29 protein-coding genes are annotated in these 26,515 nt (G+C 46.3%); 14 read left to right on the top strand and 15 right to left on the bottom strand.

Annotated features, from left to right (window positions below; translation table 11 throughout):
• Positions 1–44 precede the first annotated feature (44 nt).
• The 3 genes from G9F48_RS09705 to malK form a co-directional block, all read right to left on the bottom strand.
• Positions 45–1,118, bottom strand: a complete 1,074-nt coding sequence (locus tag G9F48_RS09705; protein ID WP_165409409.1) for a BMP family lipoprotein — start codon at positions 1,116–1,118, stop codon at positions 45–47.
• Positions 1,119–1,519: 401 nt separating this feature from the next.
• Complete coding sequence (locus tag G9F48_RS09710) at positions 1,520–2,227, bottom strand: response regulator (RefSeq protein ID WP_003152077.1); 708 nt, start codon at positions 2,225–2,227, stop codon at positions 1,520–1,522.
• Positions 2,220–3,821 carry a malate sensor histidine kinase MalK gene (gene malK / locus G9F48_RS09715; RefSeq protein WP_015387789.1) on the bottom strand — a complete coding sequence of 534 codons (1,602 nt, stop codon included), beginning with the start codon at positions 3,819–3,821 and terminating at the stop codon, positions 2,220–2,222. Before malK ends, G9F48_RS09710 begins: the two co-directional genes overlap by 8 nt.
• 174 nt (positions 3,822–3,995) lie before the next feature.
• Between malK and G9F48_RS09720 the strand changes: the two genes are divergently transcribed.
• A complete protein-coding gene (locus G9F48_RS09720) occupies positions 3,996–4,553 on the top strand; it encodes a YufK family protein (RefSeq protein ID WP_007408662.1) in 558 nt (185 codons plus the stop codon).
• Positions 4,554–4,567: 14 nt separating this feature from the next.
• Here the strand turns inward: G9F48_RS09720 and G9F48_RS09725 are convergent, their stop codons facing one another.
• From G9F48_RS09725 to G9F48_RS09735, 3 genes are all read right to left on the bottom strand, one after another.
• On the bottom strand, positions 4,568–4,981 hold the full coding sequence (locus G9F48_RS09725; protein ID WP_003152080.1) for a thiol-disulfide oxidoreductase DCC family protein: 414 nt from the start codon (positions 4,979–4,981) through the stop codon (positions 4,568–4,570).
• Positions 4,982–5,002: 21 nt separating this feature from the next.
• Complete coding sequence (locus G9F48_RS09730) at positions 5,003–6,877, bottom strand: transglycosylase domain-containing protein (RefSeq protein ID WP_014305709.1); 1,875 nt, start codon at positions 6,875–6,877, stop codon at positions 5,003–5,005.
• Positions 6,878–6,966: 89 nt separating this feature from the next.
• The gene (locus tag G9F48_RS09735) at positions 6,967–8,211 is read right to left on the bottom strand and encodes a multidrug efflux MFS transporter (RefSeq protein WP_238785814.1); all 1,245 of its coding nucleotides are present in this window, start codon (positions 8,209–8,211) and stop codon (positions 6,967–6,969) included.
• 151 nt (positions 8,212–8,362) lie between these two features.
• Between G9F48_RS09735 and kapD the strand changes: the two genes are divergently transcribed.
• Entirely contained in the window at positions 8,363–8,980 is a 618-nt protein-coding gene (gene kapD / locus G9F48_RS09740) for a 3'-5' exonuclease KapD (protein ID WP_003152084.1), read from the top strand.
• A gap of 24 nt (positions 8,981–9,004) precedes the next feature.
• Here the strand turns inward: kapD and G9F48_RS09745 are convergent, their stop codons facing one another.
• From G9F48_RS09745 to G9F48_RS09755, 3 genes are all read right to left on the bottom strand, one after another.
• Positions 9,005–9,391: a kinase-associated lipoprotein B gene (locus G9F48_RS09745; protein WP_003152087.1), complete on the bottom strand. Its 387-nt coding sequence runs from the start codon at positions 9,389–9,391 to the stop codon at positions 9,005–9,007.
• Between the two features lie 47 nt (positions 9,392–9,438).
• Positions 9,439–10,722: a sensor histidine kinase gene (locus tag G9F48_RS09750; RefSeq protein ID WP_003152088.1), complete on the bottom strand. Its 1,284-nt coding sequence runs from the start codon at positions 10,720–10,722 to the stop codon at positions 9,439–9,441.
• A gap of 122 nt (positions 10,723–10,844) precedes the next feature.
• Positions 10,845–12,008, bottom strand: coding sequence for a MalY/PatB family protein (locus G9F48_RS09755; protein ID WP_165409410.1), 1,164 nt, complete (start codon positions 12,006–12,008; stop codon positions 10,845–10,847).
• Positions 12,009–12,094: 86 nt separating this feature from the next.
• Between G9F48_RS09755 and G9F48_RS09760 the strand changes: the two genes are divergently transcribed.
• Positions 12,095–12,355 carry a DUF1871 family protein gene (locus tag G9F48_RS09760; RefSeq protein WP_003152094.1) on the top strand — a complete coding sequence of 87 codons (261 nt, stop codon included), beginning with the start codon at positions 12,095–12,097 and terminating at the stop codon, positions 12,353–12,355.
• A 24-nt stretch (positions 12,356–12,379) separates the two neighbouring features.
• On the opposite strand, the gene G9F48_RS09765 is transcribed toward G9F48_RS09760, so the two are convergent.
• Positions 12,380–13,201: an alpha/beta fold hydrolase gene (locus G9F48_RS09765; RefSeq protein ID WP_003152096.1), complete on the bottom strand. Its 822-nt coding sequence runs from the start codon at positions 13,199–13,201 to the stop codon at positions 12,380–12,382.
• 152 nt (positions 13,202–13,353) lie between these two features.
• Between G9F48_RS09765 and G9F48_RS09770 the strand changes: the two genes are divergently transcribed.
• The 3 genes from G9F48_RS09770 to yugI all read left to right on the top strand — a co-directional run bounded on the left by G9F48_RS09770 (position 13,354) and on the right by yugI (position 15,612).
• Positions 13,354–13,854 carry an Lrp/AsnC family transcriptional regulator gene (locus G9F48_RS09770; RefSeq protein ID WP_003152098.1) on the top strand — a complete coding sequence of 167 codons (501 nt, stop codon included), beginning with the start codon at positions 13,354–13,356 and terminating at the stop codon, positions 13,852–13,854.
• Positions 13,855–15,024 (top strand): aminotransferase, encoded by a 1,170-nt coding sequence (locus tag G9F48_RS09775; RefSeq protein ID WP_165409411.1) that lies wholly within the window; start codon positions 13,855–13,857, stop codon positions 15,022–15,024.
• A 195-nt stretch (positions 15,025–15,219) separates the two neighbouring features.
• Positions 15,220–15,612 (top strand): S1 domain-containing post-transcriptional regulator GSP13, encoded by a 393-nt coding sequence (gene yugI, locus G9F48_RS09780; protein WP_003152102.1) that lies wholly within the window; start codon positions 15,220–15,222, stop codon positions 15,610–15,612.
• A gap of 47 nt (positions 15,613–15,659) precedes the next feature.
• Here the strand turns inward: yugI and G9F48_RS09785 are convergent, their stop codons facing one another.
• Entirely contained in the window at positions 15,660–15,896 is a 237-nt protein-coding gene (locus G9F48_RS09785) for a DUF378 domain-containing protein (RefSeq protein WP_003152104.1), read from the bottom strand.
• A gap of 232 nt (positions 15,897–16,128) precedes the next feature.
• Between G9F48_RS09785 and G9F48_RS09790 the strand changes: the two genes are divergently transcribed.
• Entirely contained in the window at positions 16,129–17,292 is a 1,164-nt protein-coding gene (locus tag G9F48_RS09790) for an iron-containing alcohol dehydrogenase (RefSeq protein WP_007408652.1), read from the top strand.
• Positions 17,293–17,379: 87 nt separating this feature from the next.
• A complete protein-coding gene (locus G9F48_RS09795) occupies positions 17,380–18,552 on the top strand; it encodes an iron-containing alcohol dehydrogenase (protein WP_003152109.1) in 1,173 nt (390 codons plus the stop codon).
• Positions 18,553–18,849: 297 nt separating this feature from the next.
• Here G9F48_RS09795 and ycaC read toward each other — a convergent pair whose 3' ends face one another.
• Together ycaC and G9F48_RS09810 are read right to left on the bottom strand one after the other, a co-directional pair.
• Positions 18,850–19,494, bottom strand: coding sequence for an isochorismate family cysteine hydrolase YcaC (gene ycaC / locus G9F48_RS09805; protein WP_003152112.1), 645 nt, complete (start codon positions 19,492–19,494; stop codon positions 18,850–18,852).
• 124 nt (positions 19,495–19,618) lie between these two features.
• Positions 19,619–20,185: an NADPH-dependent FMN reductase gene (locus G9F48_RS09810; protein ID WP_003152115.1), complete on the bottom strand. Its 567-nt coding sequence runs from the start codon at positions 20,183–20,185 to the stop codon at positions 19,619–19,621.
• Between the two features lie 397 nt (positions 20,186–20,582).
• Here G9F48_RS09810 and G9F48_RS09815 point away from each other — a divergent pair, with 397 nt between their 5' ends.
• Genes G9F48_RS09815 through G9F48_RS09825 form a run of 3 tightly spaced genes read left to right on the top strand, consistent with a single transcriptional unit; the run spans position 20,583 to position 22,782 of the window.
• Positions 20,583–21,935 carry a glucose-6-phosphate isomerase gene (locus G9F48_RS09815; RefSeq protein ID WP_014472188.1) on the top strand — a complete coding sequence of 451 codons (1,353 nt, stop codon included), beginning with the start codon at positions 20,583–20,585 and terminating at the stop codon, positions 21,933–21,935.
• Between the two features lie 21 nt (positions 21,936–21,956).
• Positions 21,957–22,355: a hypothetical protein gene (locus G9F48_RS09820; RefSeq protein ID WP_003152119.1), complete on the top strand. Its 399-nt coding sequence runs from the start codon at positions 21,957–21,959 to the stop codon at positions 22,353–22,355.
• 22 nt (positions 22,356–22,377) lie between these two features.
• On the top strand, positions 22,378–22,782 hold the full coding sequence (locus G9F48_RS09825) for a YugN-like family protein (RefSeq protein WP_165409412.1): 405 nt from the start codon (positions 22,378–22,380) through the stop codon (positions 22,780–22,782).
• Here G9F48_RS09825 and G9F48_RS09830 read toward each other — a convergent pair.
• Together G9F48_RS09830 and G9F48_RS09835 are read right to left on the bottom strand one after the other, a co-directional pair.
• The gene (locus tag G9F48_RS09830; protein WP_003152122.1) at positions 22,779–23,765 is read right to left on the bottom strand and encodes a potassium channel family protein; all 987 of its coding nucleotides are present in this window, start codon (positions 23,763–23,765) and stop codon (positions 22,779–22,781) included. The two genes, G9F48_RS09825 and G9F48_RS09830, sit on opposite strands and share 4 nt — an antisense overlap.
• Positions 23,762–24,016 (bottom strand): protein mistic, encoded by a 255-nt coding sequence (locus G9F48_RS09835; protein ID WP_003152123.1) that lies wholly within the window; start codon positions 24,014–24,016, stop codon positions 23,762–23,764. Before G9F48_RS09835 ends, G9F48_RS09830 begins: the two co-directional genes overlap by 4 nt.
• A 132-nt stretch (positions 24,017–24,148) precedes the next feature.
• Here G9F48_RS09835 and G9F48_RS09840 point away from each other — a divergent pair, with 132 nt between their 5' ends.
• Genes G9F48_RS09840 through G9F48_RS09850 form a run of 3 tightly spaced genes read left to right on the top strand, consistent with a single transcriptional unit; the run spans position 24,149 to position 26,468 of the window.
• Positions 24,149–24,412: a hypothetical protein gene (locus G9F48_RS09840; RefSeq protein WP_014305698.1), complete on the top strand. Its 264-nt coding sequence runs from the start codon at positions 24,149–24,151 to the stop codon at positions 24,410–24,412.
• Between the two features lie 46 nt (positions 24,413–24,458).
• A complete protein-coding gene (locus tag G9F48_RS09845) occupies positions 24,459–25,136 on the top strand; it encodes a zinc metallopeptidase (protein ID WP_003152125.1) in 678 nt (225 codons plus the stop codon).
• A 42-nt stretch (positions 25,137–25,178) separates the two neighbouring features.
• Positions 25,179–26,468 carry a hemolysin family protein gene (locus G9F48_RS09850; protein ID WP_103526669.1) on the top strand — a complete coding sequence of 430 codons (1,290 nt, stop codon included), beginning with the start codon at positions 25,179–25,181 and terminating at the stop codon, positions 26,466–26,468.
• Positions 26,469–26,515 lie beyond the last annotated feature (47 nt).

The raw sequence follows: 26,515 nt of genomic DNA on the forward strand, positions 1-26,515 counted from the left end.
AAAAGAGAGGGGATAAGCACGGAAGTCTCCTTATCCCCTGGTTCTTACTCAGCCTTGAAGGATTTCAATTCTTTTTCAGTTGAAGGGATCACGAGTCCGTCCGCGATTTTCTTCTTCCAATCGTCTGTTGCTTTGATGATATCGTCAGAAAGGTTCTCCTTGTGATCCGAGATGCCGACTGCATCTTGCGCCAAACCGTATGTTAATGTTTTGCCGCCCGGGAATTTACCGTCGCTCGCTTTTTTCGTTAAGTCCTCCACGGCAGTATCCACTTTTTTGACCATTGATGTGAGAGTGACATTGTCTTTTGTTCCTTTGACTTGGCCTTCCGCATACTGGTCTTTATCGACACCGATAACCCATACGTTCCGCTTCGGATCTTCTTTTTTCAGATTTTTCGCTTCTGTGAAGACGCCCGTTCCCGTTGCGCCGGCCGCGTGATAAATGACGTCAACGCCTGATTTGTACATGCTTTCAGCCGTCGCCTTGCCGACATCGGCTTTGTCAAACCCGCCCGCATATTTCACTTCGACGGTCGCTTTCGGATTTGCGGCTTGTACACCCGCGCGGAAGCCGATTTCAAATTTTTTGATCAATTCGGACTCCATTCCGCCCACGAATCCGACTTTTCCCGTTTTGCTCGATAGCGCAGCGGCCGCTCCCACGAGGAATGAACCTTCCTGCTCCTTAAATGTAAGGCTCGCCACGTTGTCTTTTTTGACAACGGCGTCAATGATCGCAAAATTTGTGTCTTTGCGCTGATCGGCGATTTCGCTGATGGAATCCTGCATCAGATACCCGACGCCGTAAATCAGGTCAAAGTGTTCCCGCGCTAATTTATTTAAGTTCGTTGTATAATCTGCATCTGATTTTGATTGAAGATAGTCAAAACCGCTTTTGCCTTTTGTAAGCCCGTTGTCTTTTCCGAATGCCTGGATGCCTTCCCAGGCGGACTGGTTAAATGATTTGTCATCAACACCGCCGATATCCGTTACCATGCCGACGGTAAAGTTTTTGCTGCCGGAGCCGTTTGCTTTGTCACTTGAACCGCATGCGCTTAATATGGTTCCGGCCGCTGCAATGAGCGCCATCGCCATTCCGATTTTGCGTTTTTTCAAAGATATAACCCCCCTGTAAAATATGGCTGTGCCGTTCAATTCAGACTTGAGTCCCCGTGCCGGATGCAGAATCGAAAAAACTTTCTGATAATAATGATGAGACGTCTCTCTTTTTCCCGCCTTGAGCGGCTGTCTCTTCCGGGTTCGGGACTTATGACTTATCTGAAAAGATCTGCTAACCAATCATAATTTATCATTTTACCCGCCATAAATAAATAGAAATTTGCTTATTTTTTAAAAAATATCAATTTTATGAATCGGCTTCCTCATCTGGTTAAAACAGAGGAGGATCAGCCGAGTCATTATCCTTATATAGCATATCAAAAAGGAATCTCAAGCCTTTTGTCACGGGATATGACAGTAAAAAAGCACCGTTCACAGCGAAACGGCGCTTTTTGACATTATAAATATTGTTTGATGCTGCTGACATTGCCGGTGTTGATATGATATTGAAAGACGGGTCTGCCGATCGTGCCGTACGCCATCTCTACATTCAGCACTTGTATGTCTTCCAGAAATTTAAGGTATTTCCGGATGGAGACTTGCGAGATTTCAGTATGCTTGGCGAGATCTTCCGTGGTAAAAGAGCCGTCGCCGAAAGACTCAATGCTCGCCCAGATGAGTTTAAGCGTGCTCTTTGTCAATCCCTTCGGAAGGTGAACCTTTTCCGCCGCTTCTTTCTTTTGAAAAAGCTCGGCATCCAATTCTTTCTGTGTCATGCTTCTGTGTGATTGATAAACTTTCTGCTTGCGTCTGTAGTCGGAAAGAGCGGTTTGAAAGCGGTCAAATTCAAATGGTTTGATTAAATAATCGACGGCGCCGTACCGAAGCGTTTTTTTAATGACGTCCAGCTCGCTTGCGGCCGAAATGACGATGACATCAACCGATTCATTCTGCTTGCGGATTTCCGTTAAAAGCTCAAGCCCGTTTTTTCCCGGCATGTAAATGTCAAGAAGGATGAGATCGATATGATGCTCGCTCAGCACGTGCAGCGCGCTTTGAAAGGATGATGCGATCCCTTTCAGCTGAAATCCTTCAATCTGGCTGAGATAGCGTTTATTTAATTCACCCACCATGGGGTCGTCTTCAACTATGAGTACATTAATCATCATTTTCCTCCTTCGGTTCATACGGAATGCGAAGACTGAAAGTCGTTCCTTCATTCTTTTCACTTGTCACAATCATATGGCCTTTTAAATTTTCTGTTGCCTGCTGGGTGAAATAGAGGCCGAACCCCCGGTTTGTCCCTTTCGTGGAATAACCTTGTTCAAAAATACGGGCTTGGTCTGCCGCAGACATTCCGGCTCCCGTGTCCGTAATCTCTATATCAAGCTGGCGATCCTGAAACCGCATCGAGCACGTAATGTTTTTTTTCGGCATCTGCGCCACCGCGTCGAGCGCGTTGTTTAACAGGTTTCCGATAATCGTAATGAGCTCATGGATGACGGCCGGATCCGCCGCATTCGGAATCAGGCTGCCGAGCTGAATGTCCAGATCAGCGCCCTGCTCGCGTATGTAGCTTTGTTTTCCCAGAAGAAACCCTGCGAGAACCGGACTTTTGACATCACTTATAATCTCGCTTGTTTCCGTCTTCTGCTGAATGGCAATGTCTTTAATGTAAGTGCCGAGATCATCGTATTCTTTTAACTGGACAAGCCCTAAAATGACATGAAGCTTATTCATGAATTCATGAGACTGGGCTCTTAATGCGTTTGCATACATTTTAACACCGGACAGCTGTTCTGCTAAATGTTTGACCTCCGTTTTGTCTCTGAACGTGGCGATCGCTCCGACGGTTTGTCCTTTCAGATGAATCGGAACTTCATTAAAGACCAGCTCAAGTCCGTTAATGCGGATATCTCTGTCCTGAAGCGGTTTTTTCGTTTCAATCACCTGTTTCAGCCGGCTTTTCGGGAGAATATCGTTCACATCTTGATCGACCGGATTAGTCGGAATACCCATTTTAATAAAAAGCCGTTTCGCCTCTGCATTGGCAAGCTTAATTTTTCCCCGCGCGTCAACCGCCAGGATGCCTTCCTTCGTTGATTCGAGCATGGCGCTCCGCTCTTCCAGGAGGGTGGCGATTTCATAAGGCTCAAGACCGTACATAATGTTTTTGACGGTGCGGGCGACAATCACGGCTCCGATTACGCCGACAAAAATACTTACGCAGATGATGAAATAAAGCGGTCTCAAACTGTGGCTGACGACATCCTGTATTTTGTTAAGCGAAATTCCGACCGAAACGACGCCGACTTGTTTTTTATCTTTTCCATAGATCGGTACGAAGGCTCTCATGGATTTTCCGAGAGTTCCCGCTGATGTGCTCGTTTTGATATGGCCGTGCAACGCCGGCTGTTCGTCTCCGCCGGTGAATTTCTTCCCGATTTTATTTGCGTCGGGGTGGGTGAGGCGGATGCTGTTCATATCCATCACCACGACAAATTCGGTTCCTGTCGTATGCTGGACATCCAGTGTATAATTCCGGAGCTCTTTCAGCCCTTTTCTTGTTTGCAATGCCTGCGCGACACTCGGTGTTTCCGCGACCAGCTTTGCGGTGCGCAGCGCGGTTGTCCGTTCTTCTTCTTTCACGCGGTCTGCGGTCTGGACGCTGATCGTGAAAAAGGTGATACAAAGTGCGATAAGGACGACAATACAGACGAATATCGTTAATCGGGTTTGCAATTTTAATGTTTTTTTCATAACAGCCTTCCTTACGTTTATCATTCCCGCGTTCTACTTTACTCCGAAAAAGCCGGTTTGTGAAGATCAGGCCCTTATTTCGTAAAAGTGAGGAAAAATGGAATTTTTTATCTTGTCAATGTGTTTTAAGTCCTCCATAATAAGTGAGGTAGATTACAGAAAGGGACTTTTTATATGAAAAATACTTATTGGACGGGTTATTTTCCGCTCGTTGCGATTCTGCTTTTTAGTTCGTCATTATCCATTTCTACCTCGCTTTATGTCATGAAGATACTTCAGACGCTCGGCATGTATCAGGGGATGCTGGATTATTTCTCTGAGAAAGGGATCAGACTGGCGCTTTTTGCAGCGTTCGCCCTTGTGTATTTTATGCTTTTTTCGGCTTTGAAGCTGATTGCAAACACAGTGACAGAGCTGTCTCTTTTGTTTTTCACAAATGACCCTGAAGGGGACAATCTGAAAAAAATCAGATTAGGCTCTTTAATTTATGTAGGCGGAGGAATTCTTTCCTTTGCGCTCGTGCAGAATGGTTTTTGGATTGCGGCGTTATTTGCCGTTGTTACGCTCGTTTATTTGATTTTCATGGTGTACAGAATCTATTCTACACTCTCGATTGTTTCGCTGATCGGTTTTATATTGCTTGAGATTCTGTTTTGGTTTACTTTTGTTATCGGTATTTTGTACATCTTTATCAAGCTTTATAATAGCATAATGGCTAGCTTACCTGTGTAAGCTAGCCATTTTTGTTAAGACAGAAATCTGTTTTTGATCTCAGGGGAGGGGAGCATGCATGCTTCCCTTTTTCCGAACCATTTGTAACGGCGCCGGGCGATGAAAGAATAGGCTCTGTCCCTGAGGGGGCGGGGCACTGCAAAAAAAATTGCTGACAGCCGCCAGGCTCCGCGGAGATGACGGGAAACCTTTAACACGGCTGCGGATTTTTTGTATATCCGCCCGTTTTCGATAAAAATCATGCTGTCAAATTGTTCTGTCGGAAGTCCTTCTGATGCCAAAAGCTCCCGGGCGGTATCTGATTGCAATGATGCAAATGAGATTTTGCCGGCCGGATCGCGTTTAATGATGAATTGAACGGCGCCGCTGCATAAGTTGCAGACGCCGTCAAACAAAAGCACGCGGTCCGGAAGCTGAGCTGGTTTCAAAGCGGATCCCCTCCGTTATCTTTAATAAGCTGCCTGCAGCGTGTTTTTCCAGATCGAAAGCTGAGGGCTTGCGTCATGAAGGTATTCGACGCTTGACGGTGTATCCTTGCCGACCCATACCCCCATCGTATAAGCATCCGTCAGGCCGACAAACCACATATCGTGATAGTCATTTGACGTTCCTGATTTTCCGCCGACGTACGGAGCTTTAAAGTTCGCTTTCTTTCCTGTTCCGCTTTTGACGACGGCTTTCATCATTTCTTTGATCTGCATGTTGGTCCGCACGCTGAATACCTGCGCCGGCTCATCTTTCCATTTTAATATCGTTTTTCCTTTTAAATCAGTCACTTTTGTAATCGCGTGACTCGGCGTATAAACGCCGTTGTTGCCGAACGTGGTGTACGCATTGGTCATTTCAAGCGGCGTCATGCCGTTTGTAAAACCGCCCAGCGCCGCAGGCAGACGGTAATCCGCGCTGACCAGCTTCGCGAAATGAAACGGTTCAAGGTAGCTGAACGCCTTATTGACGCCGACGCGGTCCATGATTCTGATGGCCGGTGTGTTGTACGAGTATTTAAACGCCGTTTCCAGGGTAACCGTGCCGTACGTGCGGTTATTATAGTTCTGCGGGCAGTAATCCGCACTGCAGAATTTGCTTGCGTCAATCTTGCTGTGCGGCGTTGCGCCGGTCTTTTCAATGTAAGGTCCGTAATCAAGCAGCGGCTTAATGGATGAACCGGGCTGTCTGTATGCTTGATAGGCGCGGTTGAAATCATATTTATGATAATCTTTCCCGCCTGAAAGCGCGATAATCTGATGTGTCTGATGATTAATCACGGCCGCTCCGCCCTGGACGCCTGCATACGGCAGATTTTGATTCACTTGGGCGACGACTTGGTTTTGCATATACGGATTCAGCGCCGTATAAATCTTCACGCCGTCTTTTAACAATGTGCTGACTCTGTCGGAAAGCTCACTCTGTATTTTTTGTTTCGCCTTTCCGGAAGCTTTTTCAAGACGTTTGTCATAGCCTTCGGATGAGGAAACAAGCTGTGTGAATTCATCATTTACATAGGAAACATAGTCAGGATATTTATTTGTTTTTTCGTTTATATCAAGCTTGATCTTTTCCTTTTCGGCTTTTTTCAGCTGTTTCCCGGATATAACGCCTGCTTTTTTCAATCCGTTAAGCAATCTGACTTGTCGTTTTTTCGTATAATCAAAATGCTTGAGAGGATCATATAATGTAGGGTTATTAGGAATGGCGCAGATAAAGGCCATCTCTCCCAAAGTGAGAGATTTCAGCGGCTTGCTGAAATAAAATTGTGCCGCTGAACCGACACCGTATACGCCGTTATTAAAATAAATTGTATTTAAGTAGCCTTCTAAAATCTCATCTTTGCTGTATTTTTTCTCAAGCTGATAGGAATAGGCCAGCTCCGTCAGTTTTCGGCTGAAGGTGCGTTCATGGCTTAAATACACATTCCTTGCCAGCTGCTGGGTGATGGTGCTGGCGCCCTGGTCAATTTTATGATCTTTGAAATTGGAGGCGGCCGCCCTGACCATCCCCATAAAGTCAAACCCTTTATGCTCATAAAAATGGCGGTCTTCAGAGGTTAAAAACAGCTGTTTTACCTCATTCGGTATTTTATTAAAGGGCACGATCACGCGGTTCTCATGATCGCTGACAATCTCAGAAACAAGGCTTCCGTCCCTGTCATACATGTAACTGTTTTGAACCAGGTTGATCGCTTTTAAGTCAATATGTTTATCGAGCACCTGATCAAAAGGCTTGATTTGTTTTACCTCTTTGCCGGAAGCAATAACTGTAAATGCACACAACGGGATAATGCCGAGCAGCAAAATCCATCCGATTATTTTACGTACCATGGTCACTCTCTTTTCTCCTGATTTCTAGCCATATCGTATCATTCTTTTAAGAATACGAGAAGGTTAAATTTAGAAGAAATCGTGATCGCTGCCGGTCAGCCCGCATTTGACGCTGTATCCTTTTGCAGATGTCCCGCTATCCATAAAAGCCCCGCGCCTATTAAAAAGAGAAAGGCGGTGACGTAGAAAGCAGCCGAAATAGAAAAACCGCTTGAGACCGCACCTCCGAGCAGAGGGCCGAGCACGTTTCCGAGAAAACGAAAGCTGACGTTATAGCCGAGCACCTCTCCCTGGATGCTGCCCGGCGCCCTGACGCGGATCGCGGCCGTAATGCAGGGGAGCGTGCCGCCCATGACCATGCCGAACAGAAATCTGAAGACTAACAGAATGGAGAGGGAGGAGGCGAGCGCCTGCGGAATGAAAAACACCGCTGAGGCAATCAAAAGCACGATTAAGATCCGGCTGTGGCCGAAGCGGTCGCCGAAGTCCCCCCATTTCCGGGCAAGCAATAAGCTTCCGAGTCCGGTTGCTGAAAACGCCATTCCGGAGAAAAAGGCTAAATTAACAGGTCCGTGCAGCTCATTGACATATAAAGCGAGCAGCGGCTGGATGCTGAAATTGCCGGTCTGCACGATCATGGTAAGCACCATCATCGCCCAAAGCGCGGGCTGGTGAAAAATATAGGAGAGCACCTGTTTTCTGGAATAGGTTTTCCGCTTGTTTTGTTTCTCGCCGAGCGGCTGCTCATTCACCTGAAATAAAACGAGAAGCACGGATACGAAAATAACAAAAGACGTAATAAAAAATGTGTACGTAAACCCGAAGCTGTCAGCGAGCAGCCCGCCCAGCATCGGTCCGAATAAAGTGCCTGACACCTGACCCATCTGCAGCGTGCCGAGCGTTTTCCCGGCAGTCTCTTTCGGCGTCTGCGCCGAAATCATGGCAAGCGATGTCGGAACAAAGCCTGTTACAAGACCCATAAGCAGCCGGAGGACAAACAGCTGATAAACCGATGTCACAAACCCCATCAATAAAATGCTGACGGCAATGCCGGTGCCTGTAATCAAAAGAATTTTTTTGTAGCCGCGCTTATCGCCGAATCTGCCCCAAAACGGGGAAATCACAAACGCCATTAAAAACGTGACGCCGAACACATACCCGCTCCATCTCTGCACATACCCGCCCGAATGGGGGCTGATCGTTTCGATATATAACGAAAGAAACGGAACAATCATGGTCATGCTGGCGGAAATAAAGAAATTTGTAATCCAAATGACGACGAAGTTCTTCTTACGGACAGAAATAACATCACCTTCTTTACTTTTCGTGTGTCTAATCATTAGTATATAGGAATGAATCCGGTATTTGTATTTTCGATGCGGATATAGGAAAATTCATTATTTTTAGAAAATGAAGAAAGTTTCAGAGGGGAAACTGATATACTATCATAAAATATCATTTTTGATCGGAGGAAAGGCAGGTGTAAAAAAAGTGGATCAGCGCAGTCTGCTCATTATTGATTTTGAATTTACGATGCCTGACGGAAAATACAGCCCGCAAAATTTCTTTCCTGAGATAATTGAAGCGGGGATTGTCAAGACGGTGAATGATGAAGTGACTGAAACGTTTTCGAGTTATATCAAACCGAAAAAATTTCCAAAGCTGACGAAACGATGCAAAACCTTTCTGAACATCACCCAAAAAGACGTGGACGGCGGAATCACGTTTAATGAATTCATCCGCAAATTAAATGAGCTTGATCCTGATAAAAACTGCACGATCGTCACCTGGGGCAATATGGATATGAAAGTGTTAAAGCAAAATTGCATGTTTAACCACATCCCTTTTCCGTTCAAAGGAGAACTTCGGGATCTGTCCCTTGAATACAAAAACTTCTTCGGCGACAGAACATTGACCGGCCTTTGGAAAGCGGCGGAAGAGTATGGCGATAAAGGAACGGGCACGCATCACAAAGCGCTGGATGATGCGCGGACGACATACAAATTATTCAAGCTTGTCGAGCGGGATAAACAATATCTTGAAAAACCGAAACCTCCGACGATCGGTGATCGCGTCGATCTGACTGAACTGTTTCGCCGGGCCACATAAAAAAACCCAATCATGCCGACTGGGTCAAGTTCTTTTAAAATAGTCACGCTCTAACGCGGCCAAGTTGGCGAGCGAACGTTCCGCCCATTCTGAGCCGTCCGCTGTAAGCTGATCTTTCAGCCGGGCAGACGCCGCTTGTAAGGAAGCCGTATAATCAGGAACTTCGCCATCAAACGGTTTGACCATCTGATGCGGTATGTTTGTCTGTTCCCCGAATGCAAGCGCTCTTCTTTCATGAAAGAACGGAACATCCGCCTGCTTCGGATGATGAAGATCTCCTTGAGCGGGATGCGTCAGAACGGCTTTAATTTTCACTAAATAGTGATTGGGCCTGACGTCTGTCACTTCCCCTATGTATGCTCCTGTTTTATAAAACCCTTTTACGATTGTGCCGATTTCAAACGAATTCATAGCGTTCACCTCTCTCTAGTTATTCTATAAAAGATCAACGCGGTTGGCTAGTGAACAGCTGCCGGAAGCCTGACTGAAGCCGTTGTGCCCGAGTGCTCGCCGCTGGTGAAATAGACGGAGCCTTCATGATGCTGAATAATCGAGAATGTCACGGTAAGCCCGAGCCCGGTGCCATTCGTTTTCAGCGTATAATACGGTTTGCCGAGTTTCTGCAGTTCTTCATCGGACATGCCGATTCCGTTATCCGTAATCTGAATGAGAATCATCTCTTCCTGTTTTTGGACGGAGACCTCGATTCGGCCGTTTTCAGAGGGCACGGCTTCAATACTGTTTTTAATCAGATTAATGAAGGCCTGTTTCAGTTTTTTTACATCGCCGAACACATATAAATCAGGCTCGCTTTGAACAGTCACGGTCACCGATTTAAAATTGGCATAAGACTCCATTAAGGAACCTGTTTCCTTTACGAGCAGAGAAATATCAAACTTTTCTTTTTCATAGTCATCCTGCTTCGCCATATCAAGATAATTCGTAATGATCGTCTGAGCCCGGTCGAGTTCGGACAGCACAAGTTTCTGATATCCGGAGTGGGATTTGTCCTGAAGCTGCTCGCCGCTGAACAGCAGCTGCACAAAACCTCTGACGACCGTAAGCGGATTGCGGACTTCATGGGCGACGCTTGCCGCAAGCTCGCTGACGACGGCCATTTTTTCTGAGTGAATCAGCCTTGCCCGCATGGACGCATTCTCATCAATGATCTCAATCAAATAAATGCACAGCAAAAGGGCGCTGACTTGAAAAAAAACGGATACTGCCGCCTCATAATAAACGGAAGATAGATTTTGAAAATTGAAAATATTGGTCGCGGAATAGATGAAGACAGATGCGGTTAATAAGGCGGTTTCAGTGCAGCCGATGAGAAGAGCGAAAAGCAGTTTCTTCCGCTTTGAGAAAAAAGGCCATTTCGTTTGGAGCTGGATAGGGATGATGATTAAAAAAGGAATTAAGGATAAGAAAAAAAGAGCGGAAGGTTCAAACCATATGAGCTGAAAAAAAACGGATGCCGCCCCTGCGGCAAGTCCTGCTGCGGTACCGGAATAAAGCAGGCAGACGATAATGGGAATCAGCTGCAAACCGTAACGGACGGAATGAAGCTCCTGGATGGGAAAAGCCGTACATAATAATGAAGATGACGCTGCAAATACGGCGACCAGCAGGCGGTTCGCTCTCGGCACAAGCAAATCGGGCTTGCTGAGCCAGAAGACTTGATAAAGAAAAATAGGGAATAAAATAAAAGAGAAGTGAAGCAGGTAATCCTTTACAATCTCCATTTATGCGAAATCCTTTCCTATGTAAATATGAATCTATTATAACATCTTTACCGGCAAAAAAAGTATATATTTCTCTAAAGCGAACGCCCTTATCTCGTCTGATAAAGGCGTTCTTTCCGCTGCTAAGCGAGCGCTGCTTTCATTCTCTCAAGCCCTTCTTTTACGGTTGCGGCTGAACAGCCGACATTAAGTCTCATAAATCCTTCGCCGCCCGGTCCGTATTTCGTTCCCGGCTCTAATATGATTTTCCCTTTTTGGAGCATTCTTTCTTTGAGCTCGGCATCCGAAAATCCGTATCCGCTGAAATCCATCCAGATCAAATAGGAAGCGTCAGGTTTCATCATGCGGACTTTCGGCAATTCTTTTCTTAAAAAGTCCTCAGCCAATTTCATATTCCCTTCAATGTAAGGAATCAGCGCGTCAAGCCAAGGGCCTCCCTTTGTATAAGCCGCTTCGATTGCTGCAACCGCAAATGTGTTGAGGCTGGAAATCCCGTTCTGATGCAATGCGGCGGAGAATTTCGCCCGCTTATAACGGTCGGGAATGATAATGGCGGATGCCTGAATGCCGGCAATATTAAACGTCTTGCTCGGCGCGACACAAGTAACGGAAATCCGCGCAAACTCCTCAGACAAAGAAGCAAAAGGCGTATGCGGCTTTCCGTACAGCATCAAGTCGGAATGTATCTCGTCAGAAACGACGGTGACGTTATGGGCGGCGCACAGCGATCCGAGCTTCATAAGCTCATCCCGGCTCCACGCTCTGCCGGACGGATTGTGGGGATTACAAAGAATCATCAGCTTGACCTCAGAATCGTTCAGCTTTTTCTCAAGATCCTCAAAATCCATGCAGTAGACGCCGTTTTCTTCCCGTAATGGGTTATGTAAAACCTGCCGTTTGTTTTCCTTGATCATCTGATAAAAAGGCGTATACACCGGTGATTGAATCAACACCGGATCGCCCGGTTCGGTAAAGGCTTGTACTGCCATGCTGATTGCCGTGACAACTCCGGGACTGAACGTGATGCTTGCGGGATCGGGCCGGTAGCCGTGCCGTGTCTCAAGCCATGAAGCGACGGCTTCTCTTGTGTTTTCGTCAGGAGACGTATAACCGAATATGCCGTGGTCAAGGCGGGCTTTTAAGGCGTCAGTGACCGCTTCGGGAGCGCGGAAATCCATATCGGCAACCCACATCGGAAGTGCATCCGATACGCCGAATAACGCTTCCGCCTTGTCCCATTTCACCGATTGTGTGCCAAGACGGTTTTCTCGAAGATCAAAGTTCATGTATGTCACTCCTGTAGTATCATTATTTTGCACAGCGTATCTATGATAAAATAGATTTGCAAACTTTATTATAAGCGGTGATGAAAATGGAAGAAAGCCAAGCGGTCATGGAAATGATGAAAATCATTGCCAAGTGGGACCCGTTTAAATATGGAGAAGATTTTTATGAGACAGAAGCCGTCGACATCGTTCAGGCCGTCTACAGTGAAGACCGTGCCGACAAGCTGGCAGCAGCCATTCAGGATATCTTTGAGGCTTCATTTGAGCAAAAGCTTCCGATCGAAGGCTGCCAAAAGGCCGCCGAGCAGCTTCTGTTCATAAAAGAAAGCAGTTCCTGCACCCCTTAAAAACCGGCGGTTCCGCCGGTTTTTTTATTGAATAAATTCAAAAATCCGCTCCGAAACAAACTCCGGGCGCTCTTCGGGTACGAGGTGTCCCGTATCCTTGAGTGAATACAGAATGGAATCCGGCAGGTCGTCATGAAGCCGTTTTCCGACTGAGACCGGAACGACACGGTCTTCTTCTCCCCATATTAAAAGAGCGGGGTTTTGCACTTTCTTCAAATCCTCGGGCTCTAAATCGCCCTCCCTGTGTCTGATGAACCTTGTCATCGCTTTGAAAATCTGGCGGTCTGTAAATGGTTTTTCGTAACCGTCAATCATTTCCTGATCGATAAGCGTCCGGTCGTGAACGACATTTAACAGGTTTTTCAGCACACCGTCTTTTGAAAGCCAATACTTAAGATACAGGTCAAAACAAGGGAGGTGCGTCCCGAATATAATCGACGGGTGCGAGCGCTTTAAATACCCCGAGCTGCACAGCAGGACGATTTTAGAAAAAAGCTCGGGTCTGAGAAGAGACGCGGATAAGGAAATCTGGCCGCCCATCGAATGGCCGATGAGTGCGGCCCGGCTGATACCGAGCTTTTCCAGAAGTCCGATCAGAAGCTTGGCGAGGTTTGCGTAAGTATATACGAAAGTCCGTGACTTTTCCGATTGCCCGAAAGGAGGCAGGTCAACGGCGATAATATCATAATGGTTTCTGAGCAGCGGGATCAGTTTTCTGAAGCTGAATGCCGAAGATAAAAAACCGTGTACGCAGACGAGTGTCTGTCTGCCGGGATTTTCATAATGCTCGTAATACAGCTCAACTCCGTCTATCGCGGCCCGTTTAATCGGTGAAACAGCTTCCATGAGAGCCTTCGCCGTCCTTTCTTTGTTGTAATGTAAAGGCTTTTTTGATTGTCAGATTTTAGCTCTGGTTTCTTTCGGGTTTTTCTTAGCATTTGTCGAAAATCGTGATATAATGTCATGAAGATTTTTGATAATGCAAAGGTGTGAAACGTATGAAGCTGACCGAAAAAGAAACAGAAATATTAGAAATTTTAGACGAAAACAGCCGCGTTGATGCGGAAACGATCGCGAAAATGGCGAACATTCCCGCCGAAGAAGTCAAAAGCATCATTGAAAAGCTTGAAAAGGAAAAAGTCATCATTGATTATGCGGCGATGATCGACTGGCGCAAAGTCGACGGTTTGGAAGGCGTCACGGCGATGATTGACGTAAAAGTCACTCCGAAACGGAATGTCGGCTTTGATGAAGTCGCTGAACGGATATACAGATTCCAGGAAGTTGAATCAGTGTACCTGATGTCAGGGGTTTATGACTTATCTGTCGTTATTCGCGGCAATACGATGTCAGACGTGGCAAGCTTCGTTTCTGAAAAATTGTCCACCCTTGAGTCCGTCGTTTCCACGACAACGCACTTTATCCTGAAAAAATATAAGCATGACGGCAAAGTCTTTGAAAGCGGAGACGATGACAAAAGAATCGTGGTGTCTCCGTAAATGGAAACGAAGACTTCTTATTTATCTGACTACGTGCAGCAGATTAAACCGTCAGGCATCCGCAAATTCTTTGATCTGGCTGCTACGATGGAAGGCGTCATTTCATTGGGAGTAGGAGAGCCTGACTTTGTGACGGCCTGGAACGTGAGGGAAGCGAGTATTCTTTCTTTAGAACAGGGTTATACGGCTTATACGGCAAATGCGGGTCTTTATGAACTGAGAGAAGAAATCAGCCGCTATTTAGATCAGCGGTTCGGCCTGAGTTATTCGCCTGACAGTGAACTGATCGTTACGGTAGGGGCAAGCCAGGCGCTTGATCTTGCTGTCCGTGCCATTATGAATCCCGGAGAGGAAATGTTAATTCCCGAACCGTGTTTTGTCGCATATGAATCACTCGTGACCCTGACGGGGGCGAAGCCGGTGCCGATTCAGACTGTAGCTGCAAAAGGTTTCAAAGCATCATCAGCCGATTTTGAAGCGGCCCTGACGGACAAAACAAAAGCGCTGCTTCTATGCTCGCCGTCAAATCCGACTGGTTCCGTCTATTCGAAAGAAGAGCTTGAATCCATCGCTTCCTTCGCTGAAAAACACGACTTGATCGTGCTTGCCGATGAAATTTATGCCGAACTGACATATGATGAGCCTTTCACGAGCATGGGGGCCATCCGCGGCATGAAGGAGCGGACGATTTTGATTTCAGGTTTCTCCAAAGCATTTGCCATGACGGGGTGGAGACTCGGATTTACGGCGGCGCCTCCCGTGATCAGGGATGCCATGCTCAAAATTCATCAGCACGCGATGATGTGTGCGCCTTCCATGGCTCAGTACGCGGCGCTTGAAGGGCTGAAAAACGGTCAGGAAGACGTCGAAAGAATGAAAAAAAGCTATCGGAGACGCCGAAACCTGATTGTGGAAACATTGAACGAGATCGGACTCGGCTGCCACCACCCCGGCGGAGCGTTTTACGCCTTTCCTTCCATTCAATCGACCGGCATGAGTTCAGAAGAATTCGCGGAACAGCTGCTCATTGAAGAAAAAGTAGCCGTCGTTCCGGGGAATGTATTCGGCCCGAGCGGCGAAGGCTACATCAGATGTTCCTATGCGACATCCATTGAGCAGATTCAGGAAGCGCTCGTCAGAATCAAACGGTTTGTTGAAAAAAGGGCATAAAAAAAGATACGAACCCGGTTCGCATCCAAATAAAAGGGGGGAATACTAGAAAGCCTTCGTAATCATAGTATACCCCCTTTACCTGTGCTTAAACATGATGATGTAAAAAAGTTCTCTTTGCGAAAAACAAACTTGTATGATATAATTTTAAATTGCGTATAATCTGTATTTAATTTAACTTAGGAGTTGTTATGAATGGCAGCAAAATTTGAAGTGGGCAGTGTTTACACTGGTAAAGTAACAGGATTACAAGCGTATGGTGCGTTTGTTGCATTAGATGAAGAAACTCAAGGACTTGTTCACATTTCTGAAGTCACTCACGGTTTCGTAAAAGACATTAATGAACACCTTTCTATCGGTGACGAAGTACAAGTAAAAGTACTTGCAGTTGACGAAGAAAAAGGCAAAATCAGCCTTTCTATCCGTGCGACTCAAGCGGCGCCTGAAAGAAAAGAAAGCAAACCAAGAAAACCGAAAGCGGCACAAGTTTCTGAAGAAACATCTGCTCCGCAAGGTTTCAACACATTGAAAGATAAGCTTGAAGAGTGGATCGAACAGTCCAACCGCAAAGACCTTATCAAAAAATAACCATCAAAAAAAGCACCGGATATGTATGTTCGGTGCTTTTTTTATGTTTATCTGACTTCAGGATTTGCCGCTTCCTCGCGGGATGTTTCTTCGTTCGGCTTAAACAGCAGGCCGAGATTGATCAGACCGGCGATGCCGACAAGACCGTAAATAATCCGCGACAGAGCTGATCCTTGGCCGCCGAAGATGGCTGCTACTAAATCAAATTGGAAAAATCCGATCAGTCCCCAGTTAATAGCGCCGATAATCGTTAATACGAGACAGATACGCTGAATAACACTCATGTAAACAACCTCCTCTATGAATTCGTGAAACAGTTATAGATTGTGACAAAGCAAAGAATCTATGCATACTACATTCTCTGCCGTGTAAATCACACACTGTCTCAAGCTGTACAAGTGCCTTTCCCGGGAAGCCGCTGTCTGTAAACCGTGTGATGTGTGCCGTCAAAAAAGCGGATTGCTTTACATTGAACGTCAACTTTCTGCATAATATAAATCCAAAGGAGGAGATGTCATGCAAAACTTTACATATTGGAATCCGACCAAATTGATTTTCGGAAAGGGAGAGGTCGAAAAACTTCCTGAAGAAATCAAGCCGTACGGAAAGAACGTACTGCTCGTATACGGAGGCGGCAGCATTAAGCGCAGCGGTCTTTATGATCAAGTAACCGAACTGCTGAAAAAAGCCGGAGTTACCGTACATGAATTGGCAGGCGTAGAGCCGAATCCGCGTGTCTCAACGGTGAACAAAGGTGTTGCGCTCTGTAAAGAAAACAGCATCGATTTCTTATTGGCCGTCGGCGGCGGAAGTGTCATTGACTGCACGAAAGCCATCGCGGCGGGCGCTAAATATGACGGCGACGCGTGGGATATCGTCACGAAAAAACACCAGCCGAAAGAAGCGCTGCCGTTCGGAACAGTGCTGACACTTGCGGCGACCGGTTCAGAGATGAACTCCGGATCAGTCATCACAAACTGGGAGACACAAGAGAAATACGGATGGGGGAGCCCGCTCGTTTACCCTAAATTCTCTATTCTCGATCCGGTAAACACCTTTACCGTTCCGAAAGACCACACTATTTACGGCATGGTCGATATGATGAGCCATGTGTTTGAACAATATTTCCACCACACGTCAAACACGCCGTATCAGGACCGGATGTGTGAATCGCTTCTGCGCACGGTGATTGAAACAGCGCCGAAGCTGATCAATGATCTGGAGAACTACGAGCTTCGTGAGACGATTTTATATACAGGCACGATCGCATTAAACGGAATGCTGTCAATGGGCGCAAGAGGGGATTGGGCCACACACAACATCGAGCATGCGGTATCAGCGGTTTACGATATACCGCACGCCGGAGGTTTAGCGATTCTGTTCCCGAACTGGATGAGACATGTGCTCAAAGAAAATCCGGCCCGCTTTAAACAGCTTGCCGTCCGTGTTTTCGATATTGACGAGACAGGCAAATCAGATGAAGAGATCGCACTTGAAGGAATCAGCAGGCTGTCTGATTTCTGGACGAGTCTTGGCGCTCCGAACAGACTCGCTGATTATGATATTTCTGATGAGAAGCTGGATACGATTGCAGATAAAGCGATGGCAAACGGAGCATTCGGACAGTTCAAGTCACTGCAGAAAGAAGATGTGCTTGCGATACTGAAAGCATCATTGTAATAACATAAAGGGGGGCGGCCGGATTGGCAGCTCCTTTTTTTCTGTGTTATAGTAATTCCCTTACGATTTTTTTGGAGGTCATGATAAATGGAGAACTTTACGTACTACAATCCGACGAAACTGATTTTCGGAAAAGGTCAAATCGACCAATTGAAAAAAGAGCTGAAGCAATACGGGAAAAACGTGCTGCTTGTTTACGGAGGCGGCAGCATTAAGCGAAACGGCCTGTATGACCAAGTAACAGGCATCTTAAAAGAAGAAGGCGCAACCGTTCATGAACTTGCGGGCGTTGAACCGAACCCGCGTCTGGAAACGGTAAATAAAGGAATTGAGCTGTGCAGACAGCATGAGATTGATTTCCTTCTCGCAGTCGGCGGCGGAAGTGTCATCGACTGTACAAAAGCGATTGCGGCCGGTGCGAAATATGACGGCGACGCATGGGACATTTACAGCAAAAAAGTAACGGCGCAGGACGCGCTCCCGTTCGGCACGGTGCTGACGCTTGCGGCGACAGGCTCTGAAATGAACCCTGATTCCGTTATCACAAATTGGGAAACAAACGAAAAATTCGTATGGGGCAGCAATGTCACTCATCCGCGTTTCTCCATTTTAGATCCAGAGAATACTTTCAGCGTTCCGGAAAACCAAACCGTATACGGCATGGTGGATATGATGAGCCACGTATTTGAACAATACTTCCACAATGTTGAAAACACGCCGCTTCAGGACAGAATGTGTTTTGCGGTCCTTCAGACGGTAATTGAAACAGCGCCGAAACTTTTGGAAGACCTTGAGAACTATAAGCACCGCGAAACGATTTTATACGCGGGTACGATCGCATTAAACGGCACGCTGCAAATGGGCTATTTCGGCGATTGGGCTTCCCATACGATGGAGCACGCCGTATCAGCGGTTTATGACATCCCTCACGCAGGAGGACTTGCGATTCTGTTCCCGAACTGGATGAGATACACGCTTGATACGAATGTAGACCGTTTTAAAAACCTCATGCTTAATATGTTTGACATTGATACTGAAGGCAAAACGGATAAAGAAATTGCGCTTGAAGGAATCGATAAATTGTCCGCATTCTGGACAAGCCTCGGCGCGCCGTCCCGCCTTGCGGATTATGACATCGGTGAAGACAAGCTTGAGCTGATCGCAGACATCGCCGCAAAAGAAATGGAATACGGCGGATTCGGCAATTTCCAAAAACTGAACAAAGATGACGTACTTGCCATCTTAAAAGCGTCACTGTAAGATCACATTCCAGGCCGGAGTGGTTTTCAAGCTGCAGATGTAACCGTTTTGGGAGTCCCTCTTTCCGGATTTTCTATTAGTTCATTAGGAGCAAGTGAAACACCCTTTGCCATGAGACAACTATGGAAATCGTTTCGTATCACATGATGCGGCTTTGACTCCCTGTTTCTGTACATTTAGCAGAAAAGGACCAATTAACTTTGTGATTGCCTGTCATCTGTTTACACGCAATCTAAATCATGAAGATGAAGAGCCGCGAATTTAAAAAAGGGGCGCTGATTCAATCAGCGCTCCTTTTTATGCATTTTGTGTACTAAGGTCCCGCTGCGCCCCCATATAGCTTCCCATTAAGTTTTGATAACCGGGAAGATGACTGGAGATTAATGCGCCAAAACCTTCAACGTCGTTGCGCCAATCACGCTGTAACTCGCATGCTGCGCTGAACCAGTTCATAAGCTGCGCGCCGCCATGAGCCATACGGGTTAATGAAGCATCTGCTACTTGCTTATTAAACGTCCCCGAAGCATCTGTCACAACAAACACTTCGTAGCCTGCTTTAATGGCAGAAAGCGCAGGAAAAGCAACGCAGACGTCTGTTACCACCCCCGCGATAATCAGCTGTTTTTTGCCGGTCGCTTCAATGGCTTTAACAAAGTCTTCATTGTCCCATGCGTTAATTTGTCCGGGACGGGCTATTTTTGGCGCATCAGGAAAGAGATCAGCGAGTTCTTGCATGAGCGGTCCGTTGGGTCCATTTTCAAAGCTGGTTGTTAAAATAACCGGTAAATCAAAGAATTTAGCCGTATCACCGAGAGCCAATACATTGTTTTTAAATTCATCAACGCCATAGTCACGCACGAGACCGGAAATAAGGCCGGTTTGATGGTCAACTAAAAGCACGGCAGCATCATCTTTTGAAAGACGGGAATAAAGATCAGACATTTTATCATCCTCCTTGAATTAAGGCAAGTCAGTTTGTCAATGGAAAACGGTAAATCTATTCATATGCTGTATAGATAGAAAGTTATTTCTGAGGTGACTTTTCGTGAGGGTGATGATCCTTCAATTAATCCGGAACGGGAACCGGAGCATGATCAATCCAATGGATGAACTGTTGTAAATAGCGTTGAAGATAACGTTTTGTTTGTTCATCCGTAAGTATGTTTTGAGCGGAATCAATTTTCTCATGGACTTGCGAAATCAGCATTTTTTGAAAGGGCAGAACATTGACTTGCATAGCTTCGAGTACTTCTCTCATTTGCATTTGACCAAAAGAGGTGCCGAACCCTCCGGGGGTTGCGCCGATTAAGCCAACCGGTTTTCTGTTTAAAACAGAAGAGGTCCGCGGTCTCGATGCCCAGTCCAATGCATTTTTTAATACCCCCGGAATTCCGGAATTGTACTCTGGACTTACAATGATGACGCCGTCAACGTCTCGTATATCAGCTCTAAAGGATGTTACGGAGTCTGGTGCTCCGGCGATTTCTAAATCTTCGTTAAAAAAAGGAAGACTGTCTATTTCAACCCAGCGAAATTGAGCCGCATTATCGAAGTCAATCAATGATTGAGCAATCACTCGATTATACGAGTTTTTTCGTAAACTTCCACAAATAAGACCAATGGTTTTAGTCATAAAATCACCTCCCGATTTAAAATTATTTTCATCTTAACATGATACCCCAAATATAGACACTATTTTTAAAAATGGACATTTATTACTTAATATACCTGCACGGCATCCTCTCAAGAGGAGTACTATATAAAAAGAACCGTCCCATCGGTATTGGCGATGGATGTCAACCTGCTCCAAAGTAAAGGTGATACGTTCCTGGATCACCAACATTCGATTCGTTACTTCTTTCACGATTATTACAAATATAACCATTTCGAATCCGGGATATTGTATAAAAAATGAACGCATCTTTAGCGCAAATCCCGTATTCATCATGCCTTCTTCATGACTTGATTTAGAGGTGGAGTTCATATAAAGTGGAAGAGAAAACAATTCACCGTGATGGAGGGACAAGCAAATGACGCATGTACGCTTTGATTACTCAAGAGCGTTACCTTTTTTCAATGAACATGAACTTACATACGCACGTGATTTCGTAAAAACGGCACACCATAATATCCATGAAAAAACAGGCGCCGGAAGCGACTTTTTAGGCTGGGTGGACCTCCCTGAAAACTATGATAAAGAAGAATTCGCGCGCATTAAAAAAAGCGCTGAAAAAATCAAATCAGATTCAGACGTGCTTCTCGTCGTGGGTATCGGCGGTTCATACTTAGGCGCCCGCGCGGCGATTGAAGCGCTCAATCATTCTTTCTATAATGTTCTGCCGAAAGATAAGCGCAAAAACCCTCAAGTTATCTTTATCGGCAACAATATCAGCTCAACTTATATGAAAGATGTTATGGACCTTTTGGAAGACGCTGATTTCTCTATCAATGTCATTTCTAAGTCAGGCACGACGACGGAACCTGCAATCGCTTTCCGGATTTTCCGCAAACTTCTTGAAGAAAAATACGGAAAAGAAGAAGCGAAAGCGCGGATTTACGCGACAACAGATAAAGAGCGCGGCGCTTTAAAAACGCTTTCTAATGAAGAAGGCTTCGAATCATTCGTTATTCCTGATGATGTCGGCGGACGTTTCTCCGTTCTGACTGCGGTAGGCCTTCTGCCGATTGCGGTAAGCGGGGCTGATATCGATGAAATGATGAAAGGCGCTCTTGATGCAAGCAAAGACTTTTCCAGCTCGGAATTAGAAGAGAACGCGGCTTACCAATACGCCGTCGTCCGCAACGTTCTGTATAATAAAGGAAGAACCATTGAAATGCTCATCAACTATGAGCCTGCGCTGCAATACTTTGCGGAATGGTGGAAGCAGCTCTTCGGCGAAAGTGAAGGAAAAGATGAAAAAGGCATCTATCCTTCTTCCGCAAACTTCTCAACAGACCTTCACTCTCTCGGTCAATACGTGCAGGAAGGCAGACGCGATCTGTTTGAAACCGTATTAAACGTTGAAAAACCGAAGCATGAGCTGACAATTGAAGAAGCGGAAAATGATCTCGACGGCTTAAATTACTTAGCCGGCAAAACGGTCGATTTCGTCAATAAAAAAGCGTTCCAAGGTACGATGCTTGCCCATACAGACGGAAAAGTACCGAACTTAATCGTCAACATTCCGGAGCTTAACGCATATACATTTGGATATCTCGTCTATTTCTTTGAAAAAGCGGTGGCGATGAGCGGTTATCTGCTCGGAGTCAATCCGTTTGATCAGCCGGGTGTTGAAGCCTATAAGGTGAATATGTTCGCGCTTCTCGGCAAACCGGGCTTTGAAGAGAAAAAAGCAGAGCTTGAAAAACGCCTTGAAAAATAAAAAGAAGGGCTGGCCCTCAGCATGACGGGTCAGCCTTTTTTAAACCGTGAAAGGTGTGATGATGAATTGATGCGGCTTTTATGTAAGCATGTCTTCATTTCCGTCTGTTCCGCCGCTATCGTCTATTCGGCACTAAAACTGTCTCCTGAATCCCTCTTGCAAACCATCCTGTTTTTCGCTTTCCCTCTCGGCTTGTTTACGGACATGGTCCGGCTGAAACTGAAGATTGGCCGGATGCATACGCTGATCACGAAGTGCTGTCTCTATGCCGCCGTTTTCTATATTTCAACGGAAGCCGTTCTCTCCGCAATTGTGACGTATGTTCTGATTGAATGCGCCGTCACCTCTTTTCAGCGTCTGTCTGCCGCTCCCGGTTCTTCCCGGACGCCGTATGAAGATGCCGCAGAGCGGGGACGCTAAAGACAAAAAGGAGCATATGCACATGATCAGCATACCATCTTCACTTGAAGGGCAATCGTTTTTACTCCGCGAATTGGAACTGGTGATGAAACCGATCGGTTATACCATCGGAGGCGGCTGGGAGTATGACCGCGGGTTCTTTGATTACAAAATTTCCGATCAGGACGGCTATTTATTTCTCCGTATCCCTGTTGAAGCAAATAAGGGACACCTGGATGAACGGGGGGCCGCCGTTACAATCGGCACACCCTTTTTGCTCAGGCACGTTTATCAGCAGGAAACGGATGATGCAGCAGGCGGCGGTGTTTTTGAAGCATTATTCAACCAATTCTCCGAGCCGAAACGGCGGGATGCGGCAATTGACCGCTCATATACAGATATCGGCATCTCGCTTGTGAAAGAGCTGGAAGACGTCCTGCTGCATTAAAGAGCCAAAAACAGATCAGTATCGAGCACCTGGTATGACAGGGGAGGGGTCAGCATCGGCCCCTCTTCTTTTTGTATGCCGATGATCGTGGTACTCCGTTTGAGATAATAGAGCGCACAGTCATGATAAGATGAGCCCTTCAGTTCCTCGGGGACGGGAATGATGCGCACCTTTTTCTCCAGCGTCAGATCTGACAGCGTTTGCGGTTTGGCAAGCTGCAGCTTGACCCGGTAATGCTCAAACATCACCCGGCTCGACAGGCGTGATGTGCACAGAATCTTATTGGCTCCTGCGCGCTCGGCGTTTTTGACATACCGTTCCGTTAAAATTTCTACGATACAATAAACGGACGGATGCAGCCCTTTGATGGCGAGAAGCGTTAATACCGACAGCATATCAGCTTCGGATTCATTTTTCTGCTGATCCGCTGTCAGAATGACGGTATCGGCTTCCGTAATATTCGCTTTATTGAGCGTGCTGTCATCAGCGGCATGTCCGCGGATGAAATGGACGTTTTCAATAAGCGGCCCTTCCCTTAATGAATCATCAATCAGGACGACAGTTTTTGACGGTGCGATGTGCTGCAGTTCTTTCAGCAGCATATGCGATTTTTCATTCCATCCGATAAGAATGACGTGCCCCTTGCCTTTAAAGGCGACCTTCCCTTCGACATAGCGGTGCTGTTTGCTGAATACGGCTGAAGAAAGCGTGGCGAAATAGGCGGTCACAAAACTCGCTCCGCTTAATACAAGCACCATGCCGGCAATCTGCCCGAGCGGCGTCTGCGGAACGTAATCGCCGTAGCCGACTGTGGCCACCGTAATAACCGCCCACCAAACCCCTTCAAACACAGACGTGAATTGCTTCGGTTCGAGCATGTAAATGAGTTGGCCGAATAATAAGATCAAGGCGATAATGATCAGTCCGATCCGAACATATAACGGCCATCTCAGCCAGGAAATAAATATACGGTTTGATTTCATTCGTCCGGCTCTTCTTTCGACAGAGAGATGGATAAAATCTGCTTAATAATGGTATTTAGTTTTTCGTCCAGCTGTTCCTGGCCGTATGAGTCACGCGCATGTCTGATTAAATCGGCCGTCTCATCTTCAAACTGAATGAGAGGTTCGTCGTTTTCCGATTCATTATAGAGCTGGATGAAGGCGTCAAGCCCTTCGTTCATTCTGTCTATCGCATTGCTCAGCTGTTCTTTTTCGCCATTTGTCACTTTCATGTCGATCACACCTGTATCTTTTTTTATACAGTATGTCCCAGTTCGTTTGATGTCTTTCAAAATTCGCCGAAAACATATTCACCCTTATTTTTTCATATGATAAAGAAAGCTGACCGAAAAAGGGTGAGTCAAATGACGGTCATTCAAAAACTGCTGGCGGCGCTGGCCGGAGCGCAGCTGCTCGCTTCGGCGGCCGTATTGCTTATTTTCGATTTGAATGGATACAATCACATGTCCGGCGGATTTTCATGGCTTGTTTTTGCAAAAGAGACCGCAGGCACGTTTCCGTTTTACATCGGAATGGCCGGGTGTATCCTCATCATGCTCGGAGGATTAATTCCTGTCAGAAAAAAGAAGCGGATTTCTGTACAGGAAAGCGGGCAATCATTAAAATAATATATAAGCAGATCGTACGATATAAGAGAAAAAGGAAGAGGATAATATGCTGTTTATCTTTTTAACAATTGCTGCATTGGGATTGTCGTTTTGGGCACAATTTAAAGTGAAAAGCAATTTTCAGAAATACTCAGATGTGGAAGCCTCCAGTCAGCGGACGGGGGCGGAAACGGCAAGACGGATTCTTGATATTAACGGTTTATATGATGTGCCGGTAGAACCGGTAAGAGGCACTTTAACAGACCATTACGACCCGACGGAGCGGGTGGTGCGTTTATCTGAGCCGGTATATTACGGCCGCTCCATTTCCGCCATTTCCGTCGCTTCCCATGAAGTCGGACATGCTTTGCAGCATCAGGAATCATACGGCGCGCTTGTGCTGAGGCACAAAATTTTTCCGGTCGTCAATTTTGCCTCGGGGGTTGCCCCTCTGCTTTTCTTGGGCGGGATGCTCCTGGGCAGCTTGAACTTAATCGGACTCGGCATTATTTTGTTTTCGGCCGCTGTTTTTTTCCAGCTTGTCACACTGCCTGTCGAGTTTAATGCCAGCGCGAGGGCGAAGCGGATTATCGTGTCGGAAGGATTCATTCGCAACAGTGAAGAACACGGCGTGAATAAAGTGCTGAACGCCGCCGCGCTGACGTATGTGGCTGCGGCGCTCGTTTCATTATTCGAGCTGCTTCGTTTTGTGATGATTTTCTTAAATGGTCGTGATGAGAATTAACACGAAGGAGGTGGCCCCTTACCGTTTGCGGTAGGGGTTTTTTTGCTTATATTAAAACTGATTCTCATTATGCTGTTAATCGGATTAACGGCCATCTTTGTCGCTGCGGAATTTGCGATTGTCAAAATCCGCGGTTCAAAAATCGCGGAGCTGGTTGAAACCGGAGACAGCCGGGCGCTCGCGGCGCACAGGGTGATTTCAAATCTCGATGAATATTTATCAGCGTGCCAGCTCGGCATTACGATTACGGCGCTCGGACTCGGCTGGCTCGGTGAACCGACGATTCAGCGGCTTCTTCATCCTGTTTTCAGCCTGATCGGAATGCCGTCATCTATTACGCACGTCGTCACGTTTATTGCGGCGTTTATCGCCGTCACGTATCTGCACGTCGTCATCGGAGAGCTTGCGCCGAAAACGATATCCATTCAAAAAGCCGAAGCCGTCAGTCTGTGGACGGCGAAACCGCTCATTCTGTTTTATAAAGTGATGTATCCGTTTATTAAGCTGTTAAACGGCTCAGCCGGATTTTTGGTCAAGCTGTTCGGTTTTCATTCGGTGAAAGAACATGAGGTCGTGGTCAGTGAAGAAGAATTGCGGCTGATTTTGTCCGAAAGCTATAAAAAAGGTCAAATCAATCAATCTGAATTCCGTTACGTCAATAAAATATTTGAATTCGATAACCGGGTCGCCAGAGAAATCATGGTGCCGCGCACCGAAATCGCCGCCATCTCGCTTGAACAGTCAGTTGATGAAGCCATACATTTGATCATCAACGAACGGTATACGCGATATCCGGTTATTAAGGAAGACAAAGATCACATTCTCGGCATTATTAACAATAAGGATTTATTTAAAGCGTATTTTCTCGGCCGCTCCATTGAATTAAAAGAAATGATGCGCCCGGTCATCAGAGTCATTGAAAGCATCCCTGTTCAGGAGCTTTTGCTCCGCATGCAGAAGGAGCGGATTCATATGGCGATTCTCGTTGACGAATACGGCGGCACGGCGGGACTTGTGACCGTCGAAGACATATTGGAGGAAATCGTCGGGGAAATCCGTGATGAATATGACCAGGATGAAATGCCCCACATCGTCAAAAAAGGCGAACACCATTATGTGATGGACGGCAAGGCGCTCATAGAAGAGGTGAATGATCTCCTTGATATCGCCATCGAAAATGAAGACATTGACACGATTGCCGGCTGGCTCTTAACACAAAAAATGGAGCTGAAAAATGGTGATGTGTTTCATGCCGAAGGGTGTGAATTTAAGGTGCTGGAAGCGGAAGACCATCATATCCGCTTCGTTGAAATTAAAAAAACTGATTTCTGAGCCTCCTGCTTTTGCAATGAGGCTTTTTTTATGGAAAAAAATGCTTC

Origin of the sequence: Bacillus sp. EKM420B, from assembly GCF_011065565.1 — a bacterium.
Classification (GTDB): Bacteria; Bacillota; Bacilli; order Bacillales; family Bacillaceae; genus Bacillus; species Bacillus velezensis.

Coding starts and splice junctions, on each gene's coding strand:
- G9F48_RS09710 (WP_003152077.1), bottom strand. CDS start 2,227: ATGATTAATGTACTCATAGTTGAAGACGACCCCATGGTGGGTGAATTA.
- G9F48_RS09765 (WP_003152096.1), bottom strand. CDS start 13,201: ATGGAAGCTGTTTCACCGATTAAACGGGCCGCGATAGACGGAGTTGAG.
- G9F48_RS09745 (WP_003152087.1), bottom strand. CDS start 9,391: ATGAATTCGTTTGAAATCGGCACAATCGTAAAAGGGTTTTATAAAACA.
- G9F48_RS09760 (WP_003152094.1), top strand. CDS start 12,095: ATGGAAGAAAGCCAAGCGGTCATGGAAATGATGAAAATCATTGCCAAG.
- G9F48_RS09815 (WP_014472188.1), top strand. CDS start 20,583: ATGACGCATGTACGCTTTGATTACTCAAGAGCGTTACCTTTTTTCAAT.
- G9F48_RS09820 (WP_003152119.1), top strand. CDS start 21,957: ATGACGGGTCAGCCTTTTTTAAACCGTGAAAGGTGTGATGATGAATTG.
- G9F48_RS09835 (WP_003152123.1), bottom strand. CDS start 24,016: ATGAAAGTGACAAATGGCGAAAAAGAACAGCTGAGCAATGCGATAGAC.
- G9F48_RS09810 (WP_003152115.1), bottom strand. CDS start 20,185: ATGACTAAAACCATTGGTCTTATTTGTGGAAGTTTACGAAAAAACTCG.
- G9F48_RS09825 (WP_165409412.1), top strand. CDS start 22,378: ATGATCAGCATACCATCTTCACTTGAAGGGCAATCGTTTTTACTCCGC.
- G9F48_RS09840 (WP_014305698.1), top strand. CDS start 24,149: ATGACGGTCATTCAAAAACTGCTGGCGGCGCTGGCCGGAGCGCAGCTG.
- G9F48_RS09830 (WP_003152122.1), bottom strand. CDS start 23,765: ATGAAATCAAACCGTATATTTATTTCCTGGCTGAGATGGCCGTTATAT.
- malK (WP_015387789.1), bottom strand. CDS start 3,821: ATGAAAAAAACATTAAAATTGCAAACCCGATTAACGATATTCGTCTGT.
- G9F48_RS09755 (WP_165409410.1), bottom strand. CDS start 12,008: ATGAACTTTGATCTTCGAGAAAACCGTCTTGGCACACAATCGGTGAAA.
- G9F48_RS09790 (WP_007408652.1), top strand. CDS start 16,129: ATGCAAAACTTTACATATTGGAATCCGACCAAATTGATTTTCGGAAAG.
- G9F48_RS09785 (WP_003152104.1), bottom strand. CDS start 15,896: ATGAGTGTTATTCAGCGTATCTGTCTCGTATTAACGATTATCGGCGCT.
- G9F48_RS09735 (WP_238785814.1), bottom strand. CDS start 8,211: ATGATTAGACACACGAAAAGTAAAGAAGGTGATGTTATTTCTGTCCGT.
- G9F48_RS09770 (WP_003152098.1), top strand. CDS start 13,354: ATGAAGCTGACCGAAAAAGAAACAGAAATATTAGAAATTTTAGACGAA.
- G9F48_RS09845 (WP_003152125.1), top strand. CDS start 24,459: ATGCTGTTTATCTTTTTAACAATTGCTGCATTGGGATTGTCGTTTTGG.
- G9F48_RS09750 (WP_003152088.1), bottom strand. CDS start 10,722: ATGGAGATTGTAAAGGATTACCTGCTTCACTTCTCTTTTATTTTATTC.
- G9F48_RS09795 (WP_003152109.1), top strand. CDS start 17,380: ATGGAGAACTTTACGTACTACAATCCGACGAAACTGATTTTCGGAAAA.
- G9F48_RS09775 (WP_165409411.1), top strand. CDS start 13,855: ATGGAAACGAAGACTTCTTATTTATCTGACTACGTGCAGCAGATTAAA.
- yugI (WP_003152102.1), top strand. CDS start 15,220: ATGGCAGCAAAATTTGAAGTGGGCAGTGTTTACACTGGTAAAGTAACA.
- G9F48_RS09720 (WP_007408662.1), top strand. CDS start 3,996: ATGAAAAATACTTATTGGACGGGTTATTTTCCGCTCGTTGCGATTCTG.
- ycaC (WP_003152112.1), bottom strand. CDS start 19,494: ATGTCTGATCTTTATTCCCGTCTTTCAAAAGATGATGCTGCCGTGCTT.